The sequence below is a fragment of the Burkholderia sp. FERM BP-3421 genome (assembly GCF_028657905.1).
GTDB lineage: Bacteria > Pseudomonadota > Gammaproteobacteria > Burkholderiales > Burkholderiaceae > Burkholderia.
The window spans coordinates 254,354-275,581 of record NZ_CP117781.1 but is presented as its reverse complement, the minus strand read 5'-3'; the positions used below and the strand labels follow the sequence as shown (position 1 = coordinate 275,581).

Here is a 21,228-nt window from a genome sequence, read left to right as displayed (position 1 = left end):
GGACGCGCCGCACTTCACCGAATCCGGATGCGGATCGGATGCGGATCGTCAAAGACAGAAAGAGGGACATCATGTTCAACGCAAAACAAGCAGTGCTGCTGGGCGCGATGGCGCTCGTGGGTTGCACGACCTCCTCGGGCCCGACGTACACCCGCTACGCGGTGTCGATGCCGAACGGCGCGCAGGCGTATCGGGTCACCTGCTATGGGTTGCTGGAAGGCCCCGGTTCCTGCCGCAAGGCAGCGGAGGCGGTCTGCAAGGACCAGCCTGTCAGGGTACTGGAGGGGCAGTCGTTGCTGGGCGCCATGTCCGGGGGGCAGGCTGACGACCGGAACCTGCTGTTCCAATGCGGCGCGCCGCAGGCGGCGCCCGCGCCCGTCGCTCCCGCGCCCGTCGCGCCGATGCCGCCGATGCCGCCGGCCGTCACGACGCTGGGCGCCGACGCGAACTTCGACACGGCGCAGGCCAGCCTGACGCCGGCCGCCCGCGCGCGGCTGGATCAGCTGATCGACGAGGCGCGCGGCGTCTCGATCCGGACGGTGACGGTCAACGGCTATACCGATTCGGTCGGCTCGGACGCCTATAACCTGGATCTGTCGGAACGCCGGGCCCAGACGGTGCGGGCCTATCTGCAAGACCATGGCTTGAAGGCCGGCAAGTTCGTCGGCCGCGGTTATGGCAAGGCCGATCCGGTCGATTCGAATGAAACAGCGGCCGGGCGGGCGAGCAATCGCCGGGTCGACGTCCTGCTCGACATCGACAGATAACAATCTGAAGACACGAAGGAAATAAGTTGTACCAGGGAGTGATTCACCGGGAGTCGAGTGCTCGTTGCGTGACGAACATCTTCCTCGGCCTGTTCGTCCGATGGGTGGGATTTTCGTGGGAGGGCCGTCATTTCCCCGGTGTCGGCCTTTTTTTTTAGTTGTTCGGTTTCTCGTGTCGCTGTGCCGGCGGCAGGGATGAAGCATCCGACAGGCTGGAAATGATGCATCGAGAGGGACCGGGATGACACGGTGCGAATGTGATGGGAGCGCTCGGAAGAGCGGGCAATAACGTGATGCGAGTGGGTATCTCCGTCGTGGCTCGTGCAGGCCAGCCGGCCTGGGACAGCGGTCTTGTCCAGCACGTGGTCGTCCTGGCAAAACTGCTGCGCAAGCTGCCGTTCGTGAAGGATCTCATGCTGTTTTGCAATCGCGATCAGGCCCGGCTTCTCGACGACGCGCAGCGCGCCACCCTCGGCTTGATGGTGCTGCCGCCGCGCGATGCGACGAACCTGGTCGATTTCGTGATCGATATGACAGGCGGACTGGAAGCCGAATGGCTCGACTACCTCGGTGCGCTCGACAAGACGCGGGTGTTGTTTCACCGCGAGGCGCCGGGCTCGTCGCCATTCGGGGGGAAGTTGGAAACCCTCGTCGCGAAGCGGTACGACGAAATCTGGGTGCTGCCCGACGATCTGCCGTCGCTGTCGATGCTCATGGCGTGGTACCGCTGCGCCGCGCACGCCGTGCCCCCGTTGTGGTGTGCGCAGCGTGTCGCGAAGGACGATCGGCCTGATTCGGACTACGCGCCGGGCAGGTCGCGGCGTGCGGCGTCGCGATCGCTGCGCGTCGCGATCTTCCGCTCCGAAGCCATGCAACCCGAGGCGTGCGCCGCCGCGATGCTGATCTGCGAACTGGCCAACGCGGCGGATCCTGCGGTGATCGACGAGATGCACGTCGTCAACGGGATCGAACTGGGGAACGGCGCTCGCGGCGCTTCATTCATGCAATCCCTCGGCCTCTATCATCAGGACCGGATCTGCCTGCATCCCGAGCGCGAGTTCGTGGGATTCATGGGCCGGTACGCGGATGCGCTGGTTTCGCATCACGACTGCTACGAACGCATCGATGTGCTGCTCGACGCGCTTTATGCCGGCTATCCGCTCGTTCACGACCGCCGTTGGTTGATCGATGTGGGGTATTACTACCCCGACGCGGATTTTGCCGAGGGTGCCGCCTGCCTGCTGGAAGCCGCGTATCACCACGACCATCTATGCGACTTGTATCTGCGGCGCACGCGCGCCTTCCTGCAGCGCCTGGATCCCGAGACGCCCCGTAATTGCGCGGCCTACGCCGCGCGGTTGCTGCAGGCGAGCGGTGGCCGTCACGGGGGGGCGCCATGAACGCCTCCAGGCTCCTGAAGGTGGGCGTCGCCGTTCCGTCCGGCGACGCCGACGAGACGGTCGCCCGCATGCGGACGCACCAGCACGGTCGCTTCGTTGCGATGCTGTTGACGCTGGCGCCTGCGATCGAGGCGGTTTGGCTGATCTGCGACGGAGCCGGCGAGGCGTGCGAGGAATTCGCCGTCCCGCTGCTGGACCTGACCACGGCCTGGGCCTCGCTCGACGTCGTGATCGAGTTGAGCGGCCAATTGCCGCCCGCCTGGATACGTGCGTTCCAGGCGCGGGGCGGGCGCGTCGTCGGCTTGGCCTCCGTGGCCGGCTGCATGGTCGAAGCGGATGGGGCGGCGCCGCGGTTTCCGAATGGCCTGCTCGCGTCCGGCGCGTCGTACGACGCCATCTGGACACCGCGCGGGTTGGAGTACTCCTGTCGTCGTTATTTCGAAACCGAGTTGCGGGTGCCGGTCACCGTGATTCCAGAGATCTGGAGTCCGGAATGGTTCGAGCACGCGTCGCGCATGACCGGCGAGGACGGCGCGTTTCATTATCGGCCGGGCCGCGGACACTGGCGGCTGGCGATCCTGGCGCCGAGCGGCCGGTCCGTCGAGACGCCCTGCGCGTCGATGCTGGTGGCCGATCTCGCGCATCGGCAGGATCCGCATTTCATCGACAGCCTGCATATCTATGGCGCGCAGTCGCTCGGCGAGACCTTCCGGACCGCCGGATTTGCCGGAAACCTGGATTTGAACCGACACGGCATCCTGACTTTCGAGTCGTGCCAGCCCGTCGACGAGATATTGACGTGCCATGCGGATGCGGTCGTCTCTAACCAGCGCGCCGGCGTTCAGGACTACGCCTATTACGAGATTCTTTACGGGGGCTATCCGCTGGTCCACTGCTCCGACCTCCTGGGCTCGTGCGGATATCGCTACCTGGAGTCCGACTGCGAGGACGGCGCATTGGCGTTGCGGCGCGCCTTCGCCGAACACGATCTGGAACTGGACGGCTACCTGGCGAGCGTTCGCGACTTGCTGGCCGAACTGGATCCGGCGGCGCAGCCCAATGTGGACGCCTATGACGCCGCGATCGAGGGGCTTCAACACGGTGTCCGGGGAGGCTGTCACTGATGGCACAGCCGAACCGCGGACATTGGTTTCACCTGCCCCGGTTGGCGTCGGCCGTTGCGCTCGTCTTGCCGGCGGCAGGGTTCGCACAGTCGCGTCAGGCCATGGCAGGCGAGCCCGAATCGATGCTGCCGCCCGCGACGCCGCCGGCCGCCACGGTGTTGGCGAGGGCGGTGCAGGCGGTCGGGATCCGGCGCTGCTATCCGGCTGTCGACCAAGTGTCGGGCCGCATGTTCGCGAATACGCGACACGCCGATGTGGCGCTCGACTGGGACCGCGGCGATCCGGGCGGCGAACCGCTGTTCGCGCTGCCGGGGCCGGAGTATGCGGATGCGTCGGCCGTGTTGTCGCTGACCACGGTACCGGCACCGAGCGGCGGCTGCACGATCCTGGTCGAGCGGATCTCGAACGCGCCGATGCCGTGCAGGGAGGTCGCGCGCTCGGAACTGCCCGGTTATCGCGCCACGCCGTTCGTGAAGGCGGTGACGGTCTTTACGGCGCCGAGCCGGCGCTGCGAGACGGTCACGCCGGTCGATGCGCCGCAAGCGTGCCTGATCGCGCGACGGCAGGTGCAGTACCGCTGGGGTGCCGCGCAATGATGAGACACAGCGAACACAGATACAAAAAGGCCAATGGGTAATGAGGAGTCTAGGGGTGTCAACGAGGGATGTGCGATGAAAACCTATAACGAATTGCTGGAACAGTTCAACAAGCTGAAGAAGGAGATCGATGCCGCACGGGAGCAGGAAGCCCAGCTGATTGCCCGGCGGGTCCTGGCGTTGCTGGAAGACAGCGGCGTGGACATCCAGGATCTGCTGCAGGGCCGTCGGCCGGGGCGGCGTGTGGGCAGCCGGGTCGAACCGAAATACTGGAACCCCGACACGGGCGCGACCTGGTCGGGCCGGGGACGCATGCCCAGCTGGCTGGCCGGGCAGGACCTCAAGCGCTTCCTGATTCATCAAGAGGATGAATAGGTTCATTAATGGCTTTTTGTAAACTTGTAAAATAAAGCTAAATGGCCAAGGAAACAGAAAATAGATTTTCCGTAAAAATAAGCGCGTATTGCAGGGAGACGTTGCATCGCGCGATATGGAAATCACCTAATGGTTTTGTCGCGGTCTACGTGCATGCCGACGATTGCGAGATCGCGCGGAAGCGGCTCGCTGCCGCCCTCGGCTGCCTGGGCCTGGATCAGGCCGGCACCATCGATCTCGGCGAGGTGCATTCCTATGCGGAACTGCTCCGGATCGGCACCAGCGAATGCGAACCACTGCGTATTTTCGAGGCTGGGAGCGCGGGAGACGCGGCGGTCGAGTGGGTCGAACGACCGCTGTTCCTCAGTATCGATCAGACCTTGATCGCGCAATGGGTGATGCTGCTGATGCATCGGGTTCGGCTCGCTGCGCTGGCAGTTGCTTCTGTCGAGGGGAGAGCAGGAGGAAGGGGAGGAGAGGCGGAGGCCTGTGCCGAAGGCCGGGAAAAAGCGATTCTGAAGAAATAGTAATGGGGTGAAGATGGTGTGAAAAATATAGCAGTTGAATGCATCGAGTTGTTCTGTGGATTTCTATCGAATATATGGTTTATGCTGATTCAATATTAACACTTTAATGCAATCTTACAATTATTTTAATATAGGATAAAAGTGACGCGGGATTGAAATATTACATTGACAATGGTCTGGTGAATCGGCTGGCTGGCGAGCAATCGAATCGTATGAAATACGCGTCGAAGCTGATTTTTCTTGCGCAGGGGACCTGAGAGACGTCTCTCCATTTAATGGGTTGGGAGGAGTCATGAAGGTTGGCTATGCGCGCGTATCAACGGAAGAGCAGCATCTGGACCTCCAGACCTCGGCTTTGCAGGCTTATGGATGCGATGTCATTTTCTCCGACCAGGGTATTTCGGGGGGCTTGCTTTGATCGGCCGGGGCTCAAGGAAGCGCTCGAGGCGGCGACGGATGGCAGTACGCTGGTCGTCTGGCGCCTGGATCGGCTCGGGCGCTCGCTCAGCCATCTGATTTCCGTTATCGCGCAGCTCGGCGACGCGGGTGTTCAGTTCGTGTCGCTCACGGAGTGCATCGACACGCGCTCGCCCGTCGGCCGCTTCACCTTCCACATGATCGGTGCGCTGGCGGAATTCGAGCGCGCATTGATCAGCGAACGGACCCGGGCCGGACTCACGAGTGCGAGACTTCGCGGCAGCAAGCTCGGGCGTCCGTTTGCGCTGTCCGCGGAAGATCAGTTCCGGGCGAGGGTCCTGCTGAGCACGTTCTCGGAGCCGGAGGTGGCGGCCATCCTTTGTGTTCACGTTCGAACCTTGCGCCGGTACCTCCGGAGCGAGCATGATCCATCCGTCGGCGAAGAGATGAAGGGGTGAATTCACAGCGGGCCAGTCATCGTTTATATTCCTCGAAGCGATCGCCGCGACATTTCCTGCGGTTCCGTCGCGCGAGCGTTCCTTGACTATCAATGTGAGTAGCCGAATGGTGCAAGCCACAGAACCCTACGTTCTCGTCGACACGCGATATGGGCCGATGCTTGCGAACCGCCGCGATGCATACATCGGTCGCGCATTGATCGAATACGGCGAGTATTCCGAGCTTGAAACGCAGTTCCTCCGGCAGTTGATCGACCGTAGCGGCACGATCGTGGAAGTCGGCGCCAACATCGGCAGCCAGACCGTCGCGCTGGCCAAGGCCGCCAGGGCGGCAGGCGCCGATGTCGTCGCCATCGAACCGCAACCCTTCGTATTCCAGAACCTGTGCGCCAATCTGGCGCTGAACGCCCTGGACAATGTGACGGCCTGGCCTGTCGCCTGTGCCGCTCAGGCGGGTACGGTGTGGTTTGAGCGACAGAATTACCAACGCCCGGGCAACTTCGGCGGCGTGTCGGTTCAGGCGGATGCGATGGCGGGCGGTATCCAGGTGCCCAGCGTCAGGCTTGACGACCTGTTGCGTGGGCGGAACGTCCGCCTCATCAAGGTGGATGTCGAAGGGTTCGAATTGCAGGTGCTGCAGGGGGCTGCGGAGACGCTCGCAAACAATCGGCCCATCCTGTATGTCGAGAATGATCGGGTCGCTCAATCCGCCTCGCTGATCGAATACCTGTGGGGGCAGGGTTATCGGCTGTGGTGGCACATCACTTCGCTCTTCAATCCGCAAAACTTCCGGGCCAACGCCGACAACTGCTATCCGCGACTGTCTTCGTTCAATATGGTCGGCGTGCCGCAGGAATTGGACTTGACGTTCCAAGACTGCGAGCAAGTCGTGGACGCGGCGGCTCATCCTCTGGCGGGGCGTCAGCCTTAGCCTGCCGCCAGCACTGCGCCATGACGATGAGTTCAGATCACGCCGGCAGCATGAAGCCCGATACTGCCCTCACCACGGCGCCGGGGCTGCTGCAACCGTTCCTGGCGTTCCTGCGTCACGCCGCGGCGGCGCAGGAGAACGGGCGCTCGGAGGCGCGATCGATCTGGCTGCAGGCAGCCGCGCATCTCCACGGCATCGACGACGATGCGCTCGCTGCGCTCAGATTCGCGCTGGTCGAGCAGCGGCGATATCCGGAGGCCATCATGCTGGCCGATGCGGTGGTTCGGCTTCGACCGGATGCCGCTGCCGCCCGGTTTCATCTCGGGTATGTGCTGCAACTGGCGAACCGTCACCGCGATGCGCTGGCGCACTATCGCCATGCCATGACGATCGATCCTGATTTTCCGCTGCTCAAGAACAACCTCGCCGCCGCGCTCCGGGCTGCCGGCGGCGATCTCGACGAGGCGCTGGAACTGCTCGAGAGCGCTGCCGAGGCGCAACCGCTGAATGCCATGGCGTGGATCAATCTTGCGACGGCGAGGCGCGATCACCTGGACCTCGACGGGGCGCTGGACGCGGGATTCCGCTCCGTGGAACTGGCGCCTGACGATGCCCAGGCGCTGAGTAATCTCGCACTCGTCCTCAAGGAGGCTCAGCGTTGGGACGAGGCTGAACACTATGCCAGGCTCGCATACGAGCGCGCTCCGTGCGACCCGGCGATGCGTTTGAACCTGGCGTTGCTGTATCTGATGCGCGGCAACCACACCGCGGGCTGGCCCGAGCATGAAGCGCGGTGGGAAGGTTCCGCCGAACTGCGCGGAGCCCGTCCCGTGTTTCCCAAGCCGCAGTGGCAGGGGGAATCGCTTGCCGGCAAGACCGTGCTGGTCTGGGGCGAACAGGGGATGGGCGACCTCTTGCAGTTCTGCCGCTACATCCCGATGCTGGCGGCCCGTGTGCATCGTGAAGGCGGCCGCGTGATCTGGAATTCGTTCCCGCAGATGGGCGCGCTGCTGTCGCGCAGCCTCGGCAAGTACGTCGACGGGTATACGGCGGGAGGCGGCGTCGATTCGCTGCCGCCGTTCGACTACGAGATTCCGCTGCTCAGTCTTCCCCTCGTGCTGGGCGTGGACGACGAGACGCTCTCGTCGACGATCCCTTATCTGCGGCCGGACGCCGCCGCGCGCGCCGCGTGGCGCACCCGCCTCGCGGGCGAAAAGCGGCTCAAGGTCGGACTGGCATGGACCGGCAACATCAGGCACCAGCGCAATCCGTTCCGCCGCGTGGGTTGGGAGCGCTATGCCGACCGGTTCCGTGACATCGACGGCGTGGCATTCTATTCGTTGCAGCCGGGCGCCGCGGATGACGTTTCCGCCGCGCGGGCAGCCGGCCTGGCGATGACCGACCATACCGCCGGGTTCGCGACCTTCGACGACACGGCGGCATTCATCGGCGAACTCGATCTCGTCATCACGATCTGCACGTCGGTGGCGCATCTGAGCGGCGCGCTCGGCCAGCGCACCTGGGTGCTGCTCGACGTCAATCCACACTGGCCTTGGCTGCTCGGGCGGCGCGACAGCCCCTGGTATCCGAACACCATCCTGTATCGGCAACGGTCGTTTGCCCAGTGGGACGCCGTGCTCGATGAAGTCGCGCGCGATCTGGGGGCACTCGCGCGTCGGCGCGGATAAGCCGCCACGCCTCTCCGTGGCGCGACCGGCACGCGATGCGTGAGACGTCAAGGGCGTCGTCTTGCGGGCGCATTCGTCCCGTTCGCGTCGATCTTGCTACGCCTCGAGCCTGGGCGGGTTCGCGGACATCCTGCAAATCGCGAATTCGCACGTGCGCCGGCAGCACGGCGACGCCGCTTCGCAATACGAGTGGAAATTCGTGTCGCCGGCGGGCGGTCCGGTCCGGACCAGCAACGGCCTCGCGGTCGACACGCAGGCGATTCGCCCGCGCGAGAAATTCGACCTCATCTTCATTCCCAGCGCGCACTACGCCGGCAGCAGGGCCTTCGGCAGCTTGCTGGCGCGCCAGTCCGTCGCGTGCGATTGGCTCGTCGGCCAGTGGAACGCCGGCGCCTGCCTGGCCGCGAACTGCACCGGGACCTTCGTCCTCGCGGAAACAGGGCTCCTGGACGGACGCGCCGCCACGACGACCTGGTGGCTGGCCGACGCGTTCCGGCACAGGTATCCGCGGGTCGATCTGCAGCTCGAACCCGTCATCACGGAGGCGGACCGGTTGATTTGCGCGGGCGCGTCGGCGTCGTACCTGCTGCAAACCATCCACATCATCGAGCGCCTTTCCGGGCCCGTGATCGCGGCGCAATGCGCGAAAAGCATGCTGATCGACGTCGCGCAGACGAAGCAGACGCCCTTTCCGCCGCTCCTGACCGACAAGGCGCGCGCGGATTCCCTCGTGCATCGGGCGCAGCATTGGCTCCAGCGGAACATGGCCCGGGACGTGAGCATGTCGGGCATGGCCGACGAACTCGGCGTCAGCGGGCGAACCGTGATCCGACGCTTCCAGGCTGCGCCGAATCAGACGCCGCTTCGCTACCTGCAAAGCTTGCGCATCGACGCGGCGCGCGCGCTGCTGGAGAGCGGGGATCTGACTGTCGAGGCGATCGCGGGGAAAGTCGGCTACAGCGATGTCAGTTCGTTCTGCCGGCTTTTCAGGGAGAAGGTCGGATTCAGTCCGGGCGCTTATCGCGGGCGTTTTCGCAGTCCCTCGGCGGCGCGCGACTGAGCAAGCGCGGCAGGCGCCGGGCGTGGCGCGCGGTCGCGCGAGCGGCTGCGGCCAACCTGACGCCCGAGCGATCCCGCGATGCGCATCATGGCGCGCCGCGCCACGCCCGCTGCGCGATCGGTCTCGATCCACACGCCGGCTGCGACGGCCATTTCGCCCGCTCACCCGGGCATCACGCCAATCCGCAGCCGGTCGCGCAGCGCTCCCGTATTACCTCACCTTTTGCTTTGAAGTCGCCGCGATGTAGTTCGGCGCCCCGTTGTGCGAGCCGGGCACCGGCACTTCGCTGATCTCGTCCCGGTAGTTGATCTGGCCGTTGTACAGGGATCCGCCGCCGTCGAGGTTGATGGCGCGCGAGGGGCGGCTCTGCGAATACGAGGCGTTGTGCCGATCGAGCTTGGTCATCGTCTTCGCGAGATCGGCCATCGTCACGCCGTCGCTGTGGGATCCGCGCGTGGTCGCCGTGAAGGACGCCATGCGCACCGCATCCCACTTGGCGCTGTGCGCCGGGCCGGACCCCTGCTGCGACGGGATGCTGTTCGTCCCGTAACCGACGCGCGCGGGCAGGCCGATGGCCGAGCGGGGATTCGGCTGGTTGGCGTGGTCGAACATCTTGCGGCCGCGACTCGGGTCGAACTGGAAGCGCGGCTCGTTCGCATGGTTCTCGGTGAACTGCTGCACGCCGTCGCGCGAGAGCACGGGGCCGCTCTTCAGGCGAGACCCGCCGAAATCGAGATCCTCCATGACGTCCCTGTAGTCGGACGGGGTGCGCAGCGGGGTCAGCTCGCGCCGTTCCAGGGTCTTGTTGTTGCCGAGCGCGGTGGCGCTGGGAAAGCGCGCGTCGACCTGCCGGCCTGCGTTATAGAAGCTCCCGTTCTGCATCACGTTCACGCGTGCATCCGCCGTCTGAGGCGCGCCCAGCAGTTCCGACCGGATGTCGCGCGCCTCCATCTCCATCGGCCGGCGAATCCGGTCGCCGCCCACGACGTCGACGTGGAACTTGGACGCATCCATCGCCTTGTAGTGAAGCGTTTTCGGAAACGCGCCCGACAGATGTTCCAGGCCGATCTTGGCGAAGGTCTCCGGGCCGCCGTGGACGTCGACATGCACGACGCCGTCGCGCGAACTCACCGCGATTTCCCGGCGCGCGAGATGGCCGCGCGCCTGGGCCTGAAACCGGGCGAACACGTCGTTGAGATCGGTGTTCGGCGCCGGAGCCGATGCCGCGCCGCGGCTGTTGAGTCCGTCGAACCCGCTGCCCGGACCGCGCACGTTGCGGCGCGCCCGGCCCGAATTCGACGGTTGTTGCGAGGAGCCCTGCTCCCGCGATTCGGCTGCCTCGGCGTGTCGCGAGCCCGAGGTTCCGATTGGATTGAAGCGATTCATGAAGCCTCTCCGGAAGGAAATAAGGAACGACTCAGCCTGCACAGAAAGGTATGGATCTGCGCATTCGAGTAGGGAATGCCGGGGATGAGCGCGGCAAAGTCGTAGTCCGGGTGATGCTCCGCGAACGCGAGCGCATCGCGAAGGCCTTCCTGTTCGGCGGGCTCGTAGTTCGCGAGGACGCGCGCGGCTTCGTCCGCGTCGAAGCCGGTGAACGTCAGCGGCTCGCGCCGGCTGTCCATCATGGCGACGGGGATGCGCAGGAACGACGGGGCGTGTTCGAAGGTGGTCATGGTCAGATTGAGGTGGAAGAGATGAATTGATCGACGCCGAGGCGCTCAAGGTTATCGACGACCTGCTTGTGCTGGCCGACGGTCGGCCGGTAGTGGCCGCTGCGTCGCGTCACTTCGTCGAGATGGCCGTTCGTCACTTTCAGCGTACCTGCGCCGGCGACCGGTTGTCCGCCCAGGAACGACGAATGATGGAATTTCCCGACCACGGGATTGCACGAGGCGAAGATCCGGCCGTTGTGGTCCATCACGAAAATGGCGTGGCCCTGATCGCCGCCCGGGCTCGCGTGACGCGTGTCGAAGCGCTTGCCGTCGGGCGTGCGCAGGAGACCCTTGTGATCGACGGTCAGTTCCAACTGCGCGCGCTCTGACGACGAAAGATAGCGCACCGTCGTGCCCCAGAGCTGGCGCGAGGTGTCCTCGCCGGCGTACTGCGCCATCATTCCGGACTGCTTGTGATAGCGCGCTCCCGCCGGCGCGGGCGCGGCGGGCAGGCGCTTGGCCAGGAACGGGTCGAGATCGTCGCGGGAGAGCCCTCGGATGAGATGGCCGTTGGCGTTGCATGGATCGCCGCCGCGCAGGCGCACGAAGCCGCTCGGCGAATCGGGGGACCGCGCGATCTGCGCGTGCCCGCTCGCGTCGCAGGGCAGGTCGCCGGCGTCGCGGAAACCCGTGAACGACGAGGTGCTGCGCGATACCGTCTCGTGGCCGTCGCGGTCGCAGGCGACGCCGTCGAGCGTCTTGAAACCGCTGACCGACGAGTGGCTGGACGAGACCACGGCGCGGCCGTTGCCATCGCAGGCGAGCCCGTCGAGGGTCTTGAAGCCCGTCACGGCGAAGCGGCTGGTCGCCATCACGGCGCGGCCGTCGGCGTCGCAGGCGAGCCCGTCGAGGGTCTTGAAGCCCGTCACCGAGGCGCGGCTGGCCGCCATCACGGCGCGGCCGCTGCCGTCGCAGGCGAGCCCGTCGAGGGTCTTGAAGCCCGTCACCGAGGCGCGGCTGGCCGCCATCACGGCGCGGCCGTTGGCGTCGCAGGCGAGCCCGTCATGGGTCTTGAAGCCCGTCACCGACGTCGTGCTGGTCGCCATCACCGTGCGACCGTTGGCGTCGCAGGCGAGCCCGTCGTGAGTCTTGAAGCCCGTCACCGAGGCGCGGCTGGCCGTCATCACGGCCTGGCCGTTGGCGTCGCAGGCGAGCCCGTCGAGGGTCTTGAAACCCGTCACCGACGCGCTGCTGGGCTTGAGCGCGGGGTAGCCGTCGCGGTCGCAGGCGAGCCCGTCCAAGGTCTTGAAGCCTGTCACCGCGAAGCGGCTGGTCGCCATCAGCGCGTGGCCGTCGCGATCGCATGCCAGGCCGTCCAGGGTGCGATAGCCGGTCGCCGAGGAGCGGCTCGCCGCCATCGTGGCGCGGCCGTCGCGATCGCACGCGAGGCCGTTTTCCAGACGGTAGCCGGTCGCGGACGTGCGGCTGCGGCTGAACGCCTCCGGGCCCCGGCTCGGCGCTCCGCCCTTGAGGCCGGCCGCGCCCGCATCGACGGCGACCTTGCCGCCGTCGGACGACGAGACGAGCCGCAGGCGGCCGACATCCCGGCGGGTGTGCTGGTCGTGCACCTCGAAGCTGTGTCCATCGGGATGCGCAATGCCGACGAGGGTCGTGGGCGGCTCGCTGCTGCCCGGCTTGACGTACTCGACGGTCTGAAGCCGTTCGCCGTCCGGATGCCGGCCCAATCCCGCCTCCGCGTCGAAGCGCGCGCCCGGTGGGATCACGAGCGCGTCGCGCCCCAGTGTGAGCGGCGCTTCGGCGCGCCCGGACGCTTTCGGCATGCCGGCGCGCGGCGCGGGCGCGGCATGGGCGCTGGATGGATGGCGCGCCGGCAAGCCGTTCAGCGTGGTGGACGAGCGGCCGCGCGCGGGCGGCGACGTGGCCGGTGAAGCCTCGGCCGAAGGGCCGGCCTCCTGTATCGGATGCAGCGATGGTGACGTGACCTTCATGAAAGCGCTCAAGAAAAGGACGGTTTGGATGACGCCTCGATGCTCGATGAACCTTGAAGGGGGCTGAGGCGCTGGATGAACGGCAGTGCTTCGGTGAACTGATGTTAGGCGCGGCGTTCGATCGGTCCGGGCGGAATCCGAAGTTGAGGCCGCGCAGACGAAGCCTGCCGCGCGCGTCGATTCACGAAGCGGTCGGCGTGAGCGGAGTTGCACATGAAGGGGCGGCGGCTTGCGACGAAACGCGCGCGTGCGCCGACTAAACAGGTGACAGACACGAAAGCGGGTGCGCGCCGGGCAAGGCCGCGATACGGGGTCGCCATGCGCGGACGTGACCCGTGGTGCCGGGTCAGGCCCGGCAATTCATGAGGCAAGGTGCGCGAATCGCGGCGGCCGAATGAACGCCGCATGGCGAAAGCGGCACATCCGTCAGAAAAAAACACATGCGGCCACGTCCGCTCGGCCCTGTCGCGCCCCATCGTCGGTCCGAAACACAGATCGCCACATATCGTCACAAAGAGGCGCAGACGTCGACACTATTTGGAGTAATGCATATGTAATATTCCGGCGTGCCCGCAACACTGCGATCGATTGTTCTCGATGCGAGAACGCACATCGAGGACGCGTCGCTGCGTGCGGGCCATCATTCCAAGCAGGTAGACCCGCTTGCTTGATCAGTAATCCTTGCAAGCGGGCGGAGGAGGAAGCGCAGCACCGTGATGAACATTCTCTATACCAATTTTCACGGCGAGTTCGGGGGCGGGCAGGATACCTACGTCCGCGACCTGGCCGCCGAGATGAGCCGGCAGCATCGGGTGACCGTCGCGTCGCCTTCGGGGAGCCGCCTGTCGCGTCTGCTGAAGGCGAACGCCGACGTGGCGATCTTCGACATGGAATTCAAGCCGCGCTGGCATCGGCTGCTCCCCGAGATTCTCCGGCTGCGCAAGCTGATCACCACGGAGCGCTTCGATGTCGTCCACGTCAACGGCTCCGCCGATCACCGGCAGGTGATGCTGGCCCTGCTCGGCTGCCGGCATCGGCCGGCCGTCGTGTTCACCAAGCACAACACCTATCGCGCCGACAGCTTCGGCAACCTGCTGCGCGCGCGCCTCGCGACGACTCACACCATCGCCGTGAGCGATTACGTGGCGAGCATGCTGGCGCGGCGCTCGCCGTACGGCAACGTCACGGTCGTCAAGCACGGCGTGCGGATTCCGGCCCGCGAGCAGCTCGGGCGCGACGAGATCCGTTGGCGCAAGGCGGCGCTGTTCGGGGCGTCCGGCATGGACGCGATCGTGTTGGGCAGCAGCGCCGGCACCGCGCCCGAAAAAGGCTGGATGGATCTGATCGCGGCGCTGGGCCGCCTGCCCGACAGCCTGCGCGAGCGTTTCCGCGTGCTGCTGGTCGGCGCGGAGCCGTCGGAGGCGCAGCGCGAGCAGATCGCGCTGCATCGCATGGCGGCGCGCACGGTCTTCACCGGCAGAATCGACGATGCGCGGGATCTGTTCTCGATCATCGACGTGTCGTTCGTGCTGTCGTATCAGGAGAGCCTGTCGTACGCGTGCCGCGAGGCGATGTCGCTGGGCTGTCCCGCGATCGTGAGCCGCGTGGGCGGGCTGCCCGAGAACATCGAACCGGGCGTGGACGGCTGGATCGTCCCGCCGCGGGCCCCCGAGGACATCGAGGCGATCCTGCGCGCGCTCGCGCGCGAGCCGGGACTCATCCGCGCGATGGGCCGCAGCGCGCTGCAAAAAGGCAATCGGGAGTTCGGTTTCCAGAAGTTCATCGATGCGACCGTGTCCGTCTACACCCACTCGATCCGGCGAAATCCCCATCGCTGGACCCCCACCATGAGGTCGATGCAATGGCGATGAACATCTGGAAGAAATATTGGGCCCTGCGGACCCAGGAGTGTCCGTGCGACGTGCATTTCGTCGAATGGCTGGAGACGGTGCGCCTCGAGGGCGTGCGCATCTATCACTTCGGCACGGGCGGGCATCACCACGTCGGCGTGGAATGCGCCCGCCCGCACCTGAACAACACGGTGTTCGGGGTGACGGCGTCGCCGAAGGAATACAAGTCGTACGTGGAACTCGTGACGCGGCAGCCGGAGGTGAGCAAGAACTACCTCGCGTATTTCGGCGACATCTACACGAGCAATACGGGGCTGCTGCCGCAGTTCGAGGTCGTCACGCTGTTTCATCTGTGCGAGTTCCGCGACGAGTCGAACAGCCGCTACGGCGCGAAGACCGACGACGAAGTGCTCGACCTGTTCGCACGCCATACCGTGCCCAACGGCCACATCCTGTTCTACAAGGGTTCGTCGGCGTACCGCCAGGCCGAACCGATCATCTCGCGCTGGGCCGCGAACGGCGAGTTCGCCGAGGTCGGCGATTTCAAGACCCTGCGGATTTTCCGCAAGGCCGCCTGACCAGGGCGTCGAGCGATGTCTCATCCGATCCTGATGTATCACCAGGTCCGCGCGCTGCCGCCGCGCACGGATCCGCTGCGCGGCCTGAGCGTCGAGCCCGACGCGTTTCGCCGCCAGATGAAGCTGCTCAAGCTGCTCGGCCATCGCGGCCTGAGCGTCGGCGAGCTGCAGCCGTATCTGCGCGGCGAGCGGCGCGGGAAGGTGTTCGGCATCTCGTTCGACGACGGTTTTCTCAACGTGCTGACGCAGGCGATGCCGATACTCGACGAAGTGGGATTCACCGCGACCTGCTATTTCGTCGCGAACCGCTTCGGCGGCCTGAACGACTGGGATGCGCAGGTCGATCCGGCGGGTTCGCCGCTGATGTCCCATGAGGACATGCTGCAGTGGCGCGACCACGGCCATGAGATCGGCTCGCACACGCTGGATCACGTCGCGTTGTCGCAGGTGTCGGCGCAGGTGTCGCGCGTGCAGGTGCTGGAATCGAAGCGTCGCCTCGAAGCGCTGAGCGGGCGGCGTGTCGCATCGTTCTGCTACCCGTACGGCGATCTCGACATCCGGGTCCGCGATCAGGTCGAGGCGGCCGGCTATGGGAACGCCACGACGACCGCGCGCGGCCGCGCCGATGCGCACGACGATCCGTTCCTGCTGCCGCGCATTCCGGTGGCGGGCGGGATCGGCGTGCTGCGGCTGCTGGTCAAGTGTTCGAGATGGCGCGCACGCCGCTGATCCTGTCATGAGGCCGGCGCGCCGCGCATAGGGGCGTCGACGCGGATGCGCCGCCCGCGCGAAGCGACAGGCAAGACGCCCTGCGATGATCGTCGCGGGGCGTTTTGCTTGGCAGGGCCCCCGGCGCGCGACGGGATGCCCGACCCGCGCGTCGAACGACGATGCGGCGCGTCACCCGTGCCGCGCGGCGGCGATCGTCTCCGGCGAGAACGAAGCGCCGCGCGCCAACCGCCTGCCATGTGCCATACAAGCCGATCGCGGCGGGTAGACGACATGACACGGGCGCGACCGGCGCAGCCGCCGTCGGCCGCGCGCCGAACGATTCATATTGTGAATACTTCGCGATTCAATAAATAAATTTTAAAAATGCGCGCTCGATCGCTAAGCTGGTTGCCATCTATGGGATGAGCAGGCGATGGCTGAACTCTATCTGGTACGGCATGGGCAGGCGTCGTTCGGCACCGACAACTACGACCGGTTGTCCGCGCTGGGCGAGCAGCAGGGCCTGTGGCTGGGCGAATACTTCGCGCGGCAGGGCATCGGCTTCGATCGCGTGATCAGCGGCACGCTTCAGCGCCACGCGCAGACGATCGATGCGATCCGGCGCGGCATGGGCCGCGGCGCCTTGCCGTGCGATCGGCACCCCGGGCTCGACGAATACGACTTCGAGGGCCTGTTTCGCGCCGCCGCGGACGACTACCCGGACCTCGCGCGGCAGGCGGCCGGATCGATGAAGGCGCATTTCCAGGCGCTGCGGCAGGTGTTGCTGCTGTGGTCGGAAGACAAGCTGCACGGCGCGGTGCCCGAGACCTGGGCGCATTTCCAGCAGCGCGTGGCCGATGCGCGCGCCGCGATCCAGCAAGGCGGCGGGCAACGCGTGCTGGTGGTCAGCTCGGGCGGCCCGATCGCGGTGACGATGCAGCAGACGCTCGGCGCGCCCGCGTCCAGCGCGATCGCGCTGAATCTGCAAATCCCCAACAGCGCGATCTCGCAGTATTTCTTCAACGCCGAGGCGTTCCATCTGGCGTCGTTCAATGGCATGCCGCATCTCCAGGATCCGGAACGACACAGTTATCGAACCTACGGCTGATCCCACCCACGACACGGAATCCTCGCGACGATGACGCCCACTCCGCAGCAACTCGATGCCGCCACGCTGACGCGCTATCTGGAACATCACCTCCCCGGCTTCGAGGGGCCGGTCGACGCGGAGAAGTTCGCGGGCGGCCAGTCGAATCCGACCTTCCTGCTGACCGCGCGCAGCGGCCGCTACGTGCTTCGGCGGCAGCCGCCGGGCGAACTGCTGAAATCCGCGCACGCGGTGGATCGGGAGTTTCGCGTCCTGAGCGCGCTGTCGAACACGGCCGTGCCGGTCGCGCATCCGTATCACCTGTGCGAGGACCGCGAGGTGATCGGCAGCCTGTTCTACGTCATGAGTTACGAGGACGGGCGCATCTTCTGGAACGCCGCGCTGCCCGGGCTTTCGCGGTCCGACCGCGCGGCCGTGTACGACGCGGCGCTGCGCACGATGGTCGCGCTGCACGACGTCGACGTCGAGGCGGTCGGCCTGTCGGACTACGGCCGCCCCGGCAATTACTTCGAGCGTCAGATCGGCGTGTGGACGAAGCAGTATCGCGCGGCCGAGACGGAGCGGATGGCGCCGATGGAAACGCTGATCGACTGGCTGCCCACGGCCTGCCCCGAGGACGCGGGCCGGCCGTCGCTCGTGCACGGCGATTTCCGCATCGACAACCTGATGTTCGAGCAAGACAGCTGCCGCGTGAAGGCGGTGCTCGACTGGGAACTGTCGACGCTCGGCAATCCGCTCGCCGATCTCGCCTATTTCTGCATGTGCCTGCGGCTGCCGTCCGAGGGACATATACCCGGGCTGGCCGGACAGGATCGCGACGCGCTCGGGATCCCGCAGGAAGCGGAGATCGTCGCGCGCTACAGCGCGCTGCGCGGAGTCGAGCCGATCCGCGACTGGCATTTCTACCTCGCATTCAGCTTCTTCCGGCTCGCCGCGATCGCGCAGGGCGTCAAGGCCCGCGCGCTGAAGGGCAACGCATCGAGCACGGCGGCGCTGCGCGTCGGCGGCATGGCGCAGCGGCTGGCCGAGGAAGCCGTGGGCGTGATCGACGCGCATCGCTGAGCAACCCGAAGCGGCGCTCGCCGCGCATAGAGAGATGGAGGCAGGGACATGGCAACGAATCTGTTCGACCTGACGGGCAAGATCGCGCTGGTGACGGGCGCGAGCCGGGGGATCGGCGAGGAAATCGCGAAGCTGCTGGCGGAGCAGGGCGCGCACGTGATCGTGTCGAGCCGCAGGCTTGACGACTGCCGCACGGTGGCGGACGCGATCGTCGCGGCGGGCGGCCGGGCGGAGGCGCTCGCCTGTCACGTGGGCCGCATGGAAGACATCGGCGCGGCGTTCGAACAGATCCGCGCGAGGCACGGACGGCTCGACATCCTCGTCAACAACGCAGCGGCGAACCCGTATTTCGGGCACATCCTCGACACCGATCTCGCGGCCTACGACAAGACCGTCGAGGTGAACGTCCGCGGCTACTTCTTCATGTCGGTCGAGGCCGGCCGCATGATGCGCGCGCAGGGCGGCGGCGTGATCGTCAATACCGCGTCGGTGAACGCGCTGCAGCCGGGCGACCGGCAGGGCATCTATTCGATCACGAAGGCGGCGGTCGTGAACATGACGCGCGCGTTCGCGAAGGAATGCGGGCCGCTCGGCATCCGCGTGAACGCGCTGCTGCCGGGCCTCACCAAGACCAAGTTCGCGGGCGCGCTGTTCAGCGATCCGGCGATCTACGAGACCTGGAAGGAAAAGATCCCGCTGCATCGCCACGCGGAGCCGCGCGAGATGGCCGGCACGGTGTTGTACCTCGTGTCGGATGCATCGAGCTACACGAACGGCGAGTGCATCGTCGTCGACGGCGGCCTGACGATCTGAGCGCGCCATGACGAACGACAGCTTTGCGGGGCAGGTGGCGATGGTCACCGGCGCGGCGAGCGGCTTCGGCGCGCTGCTGGCCGGCGAACTCGCGGCGCGCGGCGCGCGGCTCGCGCTCGGCGACCTGAACGCCGAGGCGCTGGCGCGCGTCGCCGCGCCGTTGCGCGCGGCCGGCGCGGCGCTGGTCGCGCAGCGCTGCGACGTGCGCTCGGACGCCGATGTCGCGACGCTCGTGGGCGCGGCGGTCGCGCGCTTCGGGCGGCTCGACATCGGCGTCAACAACGCGGGCATCGTCGCGCCGATGAAGGCGTTCATCGACACCGACGAGGCCGACCTCGACCTGAGCTTCGCGGTCAACACGAAGGGCGTGTTCTTCGGGATGAAGCATCAGATCCGCCAGATGCTCGCCCAGGGCGGCGGCGTGATCCTGAACGTCGCGTCGATGGCGGGCCTCGGCGGCGCGCCGAAGCTGGCGGCCTACGCGGCGTCGAAGCATGCGGTGGTCGGGCTCACGAAAACGGCGGCCGTCGAATACGCGCGGCGAGGGGTCCGCGTGAATGCGATCTGCCCGTTCTACAGCGCGACGCCGATGCTGACCGACAGCGACATGGCCGACAAGCAGGACTTCCTGGCGCAGGGTTCGCCGATGAAACGCCTGGGCCGGCCGGCGGAAGTGGTCGCCACGATGCTGATGCTGTGCGCGCGGGAAAACTCCTATCTGACCGGACAAGCCATCGCCGTCGACGGTGGCGTATCCGCCTTCTGAACGAACGGAAGCGAGGCAATCATCATGGATTTTGGCTACACCCCGAAAGTGGAAGACTATCGCCGCCGCGTGCGCGGCTTTCTGGACGAGCGGATCGTGCCGCGCATCCGCCAATGGCACGAGGAAGTCCATGCCGGCCGGTATCCGGTGTCGTTCATGGAAGACCTCAAGGCGCGCGCGCGGGAGGAAGGGCTCTGGAACCTGTTCCTGCCGCACCTGAAGGACGACGAGCCCGGCACGCGCCTGACGAACCTCGAATACGCGCCGCTCGCGGAGATCATGGGGCGGGTCGGTTGGGCGTCGGAAGCGTTCAACTGCAGCGCGCCCGACACCGGCAACATGGAGCTGCTGCACATGTTCGCGACGCCGGAGCAGCGCGCGGCGTGGCTGGAGCCGCTGCTGCGCGGCGAGATCCGCTCGGCGTTCGCGATGACGGAGCCGGACGTGGCGTCGTCGGACGCGACCAACATCACGACGCGCATCGAGCGGGCCGGCGACGACTATGTGATCAACGGCCGCAAGTGGTTCATCACGAACGCCGCGCATCCGAACTGCCGGATTCTCATCGTGATGGGCAAGACCGATCCGGATGCGGCCGCGCATCAGCAGCAGAGCATGATCCTCGTGCCGCGCGACACGCCGGGCGTGACGGTCGTGCGCAACATCACGGTGCTCAACCACTTCGCGCCCGAAGGGCATTGCGAGATCACCTTCGAGAACGTGCGCGTGCCGGCGCGCAACCTGCTCGGCGAGGAAGGCAGCGGCTTCGCGCTGGCGCAGGCGCGCCTCGGGCCGGGCCGGATCCATCACTGCATGCGCTCGATCGGCGCGGCGGAACTCGCGCTGGAGATGATGATCGACCGCGCCGAGTCGCGCCAGAGCTTCGGCCGGGCGCTGAACCGGCACGGCACCATCGGCGAGTGGATCGCGCGTTCGCGGATCGAGATCGAGCAGGCGCGCCTGCTCGTGCTCAAGGCGGCGTGGATGATCGACAAGGTCGGCGCGAAGGCGGCGCGCAAGGAGATCTCGATGATCAAGGCGCTGGTGCCGACCGTGCATACGAATGTCTGCGACCGCGCGATGCAGGTGTTCGGCGCGATGGGCGTGAGCCCCGACACGCCGCTCGCCGACCACTGGACCTGGGGGCGCGCGCTGCGCTACGCGGACGGCCCGGACGAGGTGCATCTGCAGGCGATCGCGCGGATGGAGATCAAGGGCGGCGTGACGGGCTCGACGGCGGCGTATCTGACGGTGCCGCCGCGGGTTTGAGCGGGCGGCGCGTGGGCGGCCGGGCCTGACGTCGGCTGCGGCGACTGCGTCCTGCGCTGATTGG

At 66.4% G+C, this 21,228-nt stretch carries 21 protein-coding genes and 1 pseudogene; 19 read left to right on the top strand and 3 right to left on the bottom strand.

Features of this window, described 5'->3' with window-relative positions:
• Window positions 1–38 precede the first annotated feature (38 nt).
• The 10 genes and pseudogenes from Bsp3421_RS04425 (at window position 39) to Bsp3421_RS04380 (ending at window position 9,343) form a co-directional block, all read left to right on the top strand.
• Window positions 39–767 (top strand): OmpA family protein, encoded by a 729-nt coding sequence (locus Bsp3421_RS04425; protein WP_273997128.1) that lies wholly within the window; start codon window positions 39–41, stop codon window positions 765–767.
• A gap of 299 nt (window positions 768–1,066) precedes the next feature.
• Entirely contained in the window at window positions 1,067–2,167 is a 1,101-nt protein-coding gene (locus Bsp3421_RS04420) for a DUF2827 family protein (RefSeq protein WP_273997127.1), read from the top strand.
• Entirely contained in the window at window positions 2,164–3,291 is a 1,128-nt protein-coding gene (locus Bsp3421_RS04415; RefSeq protein WP_273997126.1) for a DUF2827 family protein, read from the top strand. The genes Bsp3421_RS04420 and Bsp3421_RS04415 overlap by 4 nt, the downstream gene beginning before the upstream one ends.
• A gap of 101 nt (window positions 3,292–3,392) precedes the next feature.
• Window positions 3,393–3,887, top strand: a complete 495-nt coding sequence (locus Bsp3421_RS04410) for a hypothetical protein (RefSeq protein WP_273997125.1) — start codon at window positions 3,393–3,395, stop codon at window positions 3,885–3,887.
• A 75-nt stretch (window positions 3,888–3,962) separates the two neighbouring features.
• Window positions 3,963–4,262 (top strand): H-NS histone family protein, encoded by a 300-nt coding sequence (locus Bsp3421_RS04405; RefSeq protein ID WP_273997124.1) that lies wholly within the window; start codon window positions 3,963–3,965, stop codon window positions 4,260–4,262.
• Window positions 4,263–4,303: 41 nt separating this feature from the next.
• Window positions 4,304–4,789 (top strand): hypothetical protein, encoded by a 486-nt coding sequence (locus tag Bsp3421_RS04400; RefSeq protein WP_273997123.1) that lies wholly within the window; start codon window positions 4,304–4,306, stop codon window positions 4,787–4,789.
• Between the two features lie 292 nt (window positions 4,790–5,081).
• A pseudogene (locus Bsp3421_RS04395) lies at window positions 5,082–5,664 on the top strand (recombinase family protein).
• A gap of 82 nt (window positions 5,665–5,746) precedes the next feature.
• Complete coding sequence (locus Bsp3421_RS04390; RefSeq protein WP_273997122.1) at window positions 5,747–6,595, top strand: FkbM family methyltransferase; 849 nt, start codon at window positions 5,747–5,749, stop codon at window positions 6,593–6,595.
• Window positions 6,596–6,621: 26 nt separating this feature from the next.
• A complete protein-coding gene (locus Bsp3421_RS04385; RefSeq protein ID WP_273998276.1) occupies window positions 6,622–8,283 on the top strand; it encodes a tetratricopeptide repeat protein in 1,662 nt (553 codons plus the stop codon).
• 151 nt (window positions 8,284–8,434) lie between these two features.
• The gene (locus Bsp3421_RS04380; RefSeq protein WP_273997121.1) at window positions 8,435–9,343 is read left to right on the top strand and encodes a GlxA family transcriptional regulator; all 909 of its coding nucleotides are present in this window, start codon (window positions 8,435–8,437) and stop codon (window positions 9,341–9,343) included.
• A 210-nt stretch (window positions 9,344–9,553) separates the two neighbouring features.
• On the opposite strand, the gene Bsp3421_RS04375 is transcribed toward Bsp3421_RS04380, so the two are convergent.
• From Bsp3421_RS04375 to Bsp3421_RS04365, 3 genes are read right to left on the bottom strand one after another with little or no spacing between them, the layout of a single operon-like run.
• On the bottom strand, window positions 9,554–10,729 hold the full coding sequence (locus Bsp3421_RS04375; protein WP_273997120.1) for a hypothetical protein: 1,176 nt from the start codon (window positions 10,727–10,729) through the stop codon (window positions 9,554–9,556).
• On the bottom strand, window positions 10,726–11,019 hold the full coding sequence (locus tag Bsp3421_RS04370) for a hypothetical protein (RefSeq protein WP_273997119.1): 294 nt from the start codon (window positions 11,017–11,019) through the stop codon (window positions 10,726–10,728). Before Bsp3421_RS04370 ends, Bsp3421_RS04375 begins: the two co-directional genes overlap by 4 nt.
• Window positions 11,020–11,021: 2 nt before the next feature.
• Window positions 11,022–12,839, bottom strand: a complete 1,818-nt coding sequence (locus Bsp3421_RS04365; protein ID WP_273997118.1) for a hypothetical protein — start codon at window positions 12,837–12,839, stop codon at window positions 11,022–11,024.
• Here Bsp3421_RS04365 and Bsp3421_RS04360 point away from each other — a divergent pair.
• From Bsp3421_RS04360 to Bsp3421_RS04320, 9 genes are all read left to right on the top strand, one after another.
• The gene (locus tag Bsp3421_RS04360) at window positions 12,838–13,074 is read left to right on the top strand and encodes a hypothetical protein (protein WP_273997117.1); all 237 of its coding nucleotides are present in this window, start codon (window positions 12,838–12,840) and stop codon (window positions 13,072–13,074) included. The two genes, Bsp3421_RS04365 and Bsp3421_RS04360, sit on opposite strands and share 2 nt — an antisense overlap.
• 649 nt (window positions 13,075–13,723) lie before the next feature.
• A complete protein-coding gene (locus tag Bsp3421_RS04355) occupies window positions 13,724–14,878 on the top strand; it encodes a glycosyltransferase (RefSeq protein ID WP_273997116.1) in 1,155 nt (384 codons plus the stop codon).
• On the top strand, window positions 14,869–15,435 hold the full coding sequence (locus Bsp3421_RS04350; RefSeq protein ID WP_273997115.1) for a hypothetical protein: 567 nt from the start codon (window positions 14,869–14,871) through the stop codon (window positions 15,433–15,435). The genes Bsp3421_RS04355 and Bsp3421_RS04350 overlap by 10 nt, the downstream gene beginning before the upstream one ends.
• Before the next feature lie 15 nt (window positions 15,436–15,450).
• Window positions 15,451–16,164: a polysaccharide deacetylase family protein gene (locus Bsp3421_RS04345; RefSeq protein WP_273997114.1), complete on the top strand. Its 714-nt coding sequence runs from the start codon at window positions 15,451–15,453 to the stop codon at window positions 16,162–16,164.
• A gap of 415 nt (window positions 16,165–16,579) precedes the next feature.
• Window positions 16,580–17,254 carry a histidine phosphatase family protein gene (locus Bsp3421_RS04340; protein WP_273997113.1) on the top strand — a complete coding sequence of 225 codons (675 nt, stop codon included), beginning with the start codon at window positions 16,580–16,582 and terminating at the stop codon, window positions 17,252–17,254.
• A gap of 30 nt (window positions 17,255–17,284) precedes the next feature.
• Entirely contained in the window at window positions 17,285–18,316 is a 1,032-nt protein-coding gene (locus Bsp3421_RS04335; RefSeq protein ID WP_273997112.1) for a phosphotransferase, read from the top strand.
• Between the two features lie 48 nt (window positions 18,317–18,364).
• Window positions 18,365–19,129 carry an SDR family oxidoreductase gene (locus Bsp3421_RS04330; protein WP_273997111.1) on the top strand — a complete coding sequence of 255 codons (765 nt, stop codon included), beginning with the start codon at window positions 18,365–18,367 and terminating at the stop codon, window positions 19,127–19,129.
• Between the two features lie 7 nt (window positions 19,130–19,136).
• On the top strand, window positions 19,137–19,895 hold the full coding sequence (locus tag Bsp3421_RS04325) for an SDR family NAD(P)-dependent oxidoreductase (RefSeq protein ID WP_273997110.1): 759 nt from the start codon (window positions 19,137–19,139) through the stop codon (window positions 19,893–19,895).
• 24 nt (window positions 19,896–19,919) lie between these two features.
• Window positions 19,920–21,164 (top strand): acyl-CoA dehydrogenase family protein, encoded by a 1,245-nt coding sequence (locus Bsp3421_RS04320; RefSeq protein ID WP_273997109.1) that lies wholly within the window; start codon window positions 19,920–19,922, stop codon window positions 21,162–21,164.
• Window positions 21,165–21,228 lie beyond the last annotated feature (64 nt).

Bases quoted from the DNA above. Each gene is read 5' to 3' on its own strand.
- Bsp3421_RS04425 (WP_273997128.1), top strand. From the start codon at position 39: ATGCGGATCGTCAAAGACAGAAAGAGGGACATCATGTTCAACGCAAAA.
- Bsp3421_RS04415 (WP_273997126.1), top strand. From the start codon at position 2,164: ATGAACGCCTCCAGGCTCCTGAAGGTGGGCGTCGCCGTTCCGTCCGGC.
- Bsp3421_RS04410 (WP_273997125.1), top strand. From the start codon at position 3,393: ATGGCAGGCGAGCCCGAATCGATGCTGCCGCCCGCGACGCCGCCGGCC.
- Bsp3421_RS04405 (WP_273997124.1), top strand. From the start codon at position 3,963: ATGAAAACCTATAACGAATTGCTGGAACAGTTCAACAAGCTGAAGAAG.
- Bsp3421_RS04400 (WP_273997123.1), top strand. From the start codon at position 4,304: ATGGCCAAGGAAACAGAAAATAGATTTTCCGTAAAAATAAGCGCGTAT.
- Bsp3421_RS04385 (WP_273998276.1), top strand. From the start codon at position 6,622: ATGAGTTCAGATCACGCCGGCAGCATGAAGCCCGATACTGCCCTCACC.
- Bsp3421_RS04375 (WP_273997120.1), bottom strand. From the start codon at position 10,729: ATGAATCGCTTCAATCCAATCGGAACCTCGGGCTCGCGACACGCCGAG.
- Bsp3421_RS04370 (WP_273997119.1), bottom strand. From the start codon at position 11,019: ATGACCACCTTCGAACACGCCCCGTCGTTCCTGCGCATCCCCGTCGCC.
- Bsp3421_RS04360 (WP_273997117.1), top strand. From the start codon at position 12,838: ATGCCGGCGCGCGGCGCGGGCGCGGCATGGGCGCTGGATGGATGGCGC.
- Bsp3421_RS04365 (WP_273997118.1), bottom strand. From the start codon at position 12,839: ATGCCGAAAGCGTCCGGGCGCGCCGAAGCGCCGCTCACACTGGGGCGC.
- Bsp3421_RS04355 (WP_273997116.1), top strand. From the start codon at position 13,724: ATGAACATTCTCTATACCAATTTTCACGGCGAGTTCGGGGGCGGGCAG.
- Bsp3421_RS04350 (WP_273997115.1), top strand. From the start codon at position 14,869: ATGGCGATGAACATCTGGAAGAAATATTGGGCCCTGCGGACCCAGGAG.
- Bsp3421_RS04345 (WP_273997114.1), top strand. From the start codon at position 15,451: ATGTCTCATCCGATCCTGATGTATCACCAGGTCCGCGCGCTGCCGCCG.
- Bsp3421_RS04340 (WP_273997113.1), top strand. From the start codon at position 16,580: ATGGCTGAACTCTATCTGGTACGGCATGGGCAGGCGTCGTTCGGCACC.
- Bsp3421_RS04335 (WP_273997112.1), top strand. From the start codon at position 17,285: ATGACGCCCACTCCGCAGCAACTCGATGCCGCCACGCTGACGCGCTAT.
- Bsp3421_RS04330 (WP_273997111.1), top strand. From the start codon at position 18,365: ATGGCAACGAATCTGTTCGACCTGACGGGCAAGATCGCGCTGGTGACG.
- Bsp3421_RS04325 (WP_273997110.1), top strand. From the start codon at position 19,137: ATGACGAACGACAGCTTTGCGGGGCAGGTGGCGATGGTCACCGGCGCG.
- Bsp3421_RS04320 (WP_273997109.1), top strand. From the start codon at position 19,920: ATGGATTTTGGCTACACCCCGAAAGTGGAAGACTATCGCCGCCGCGTG.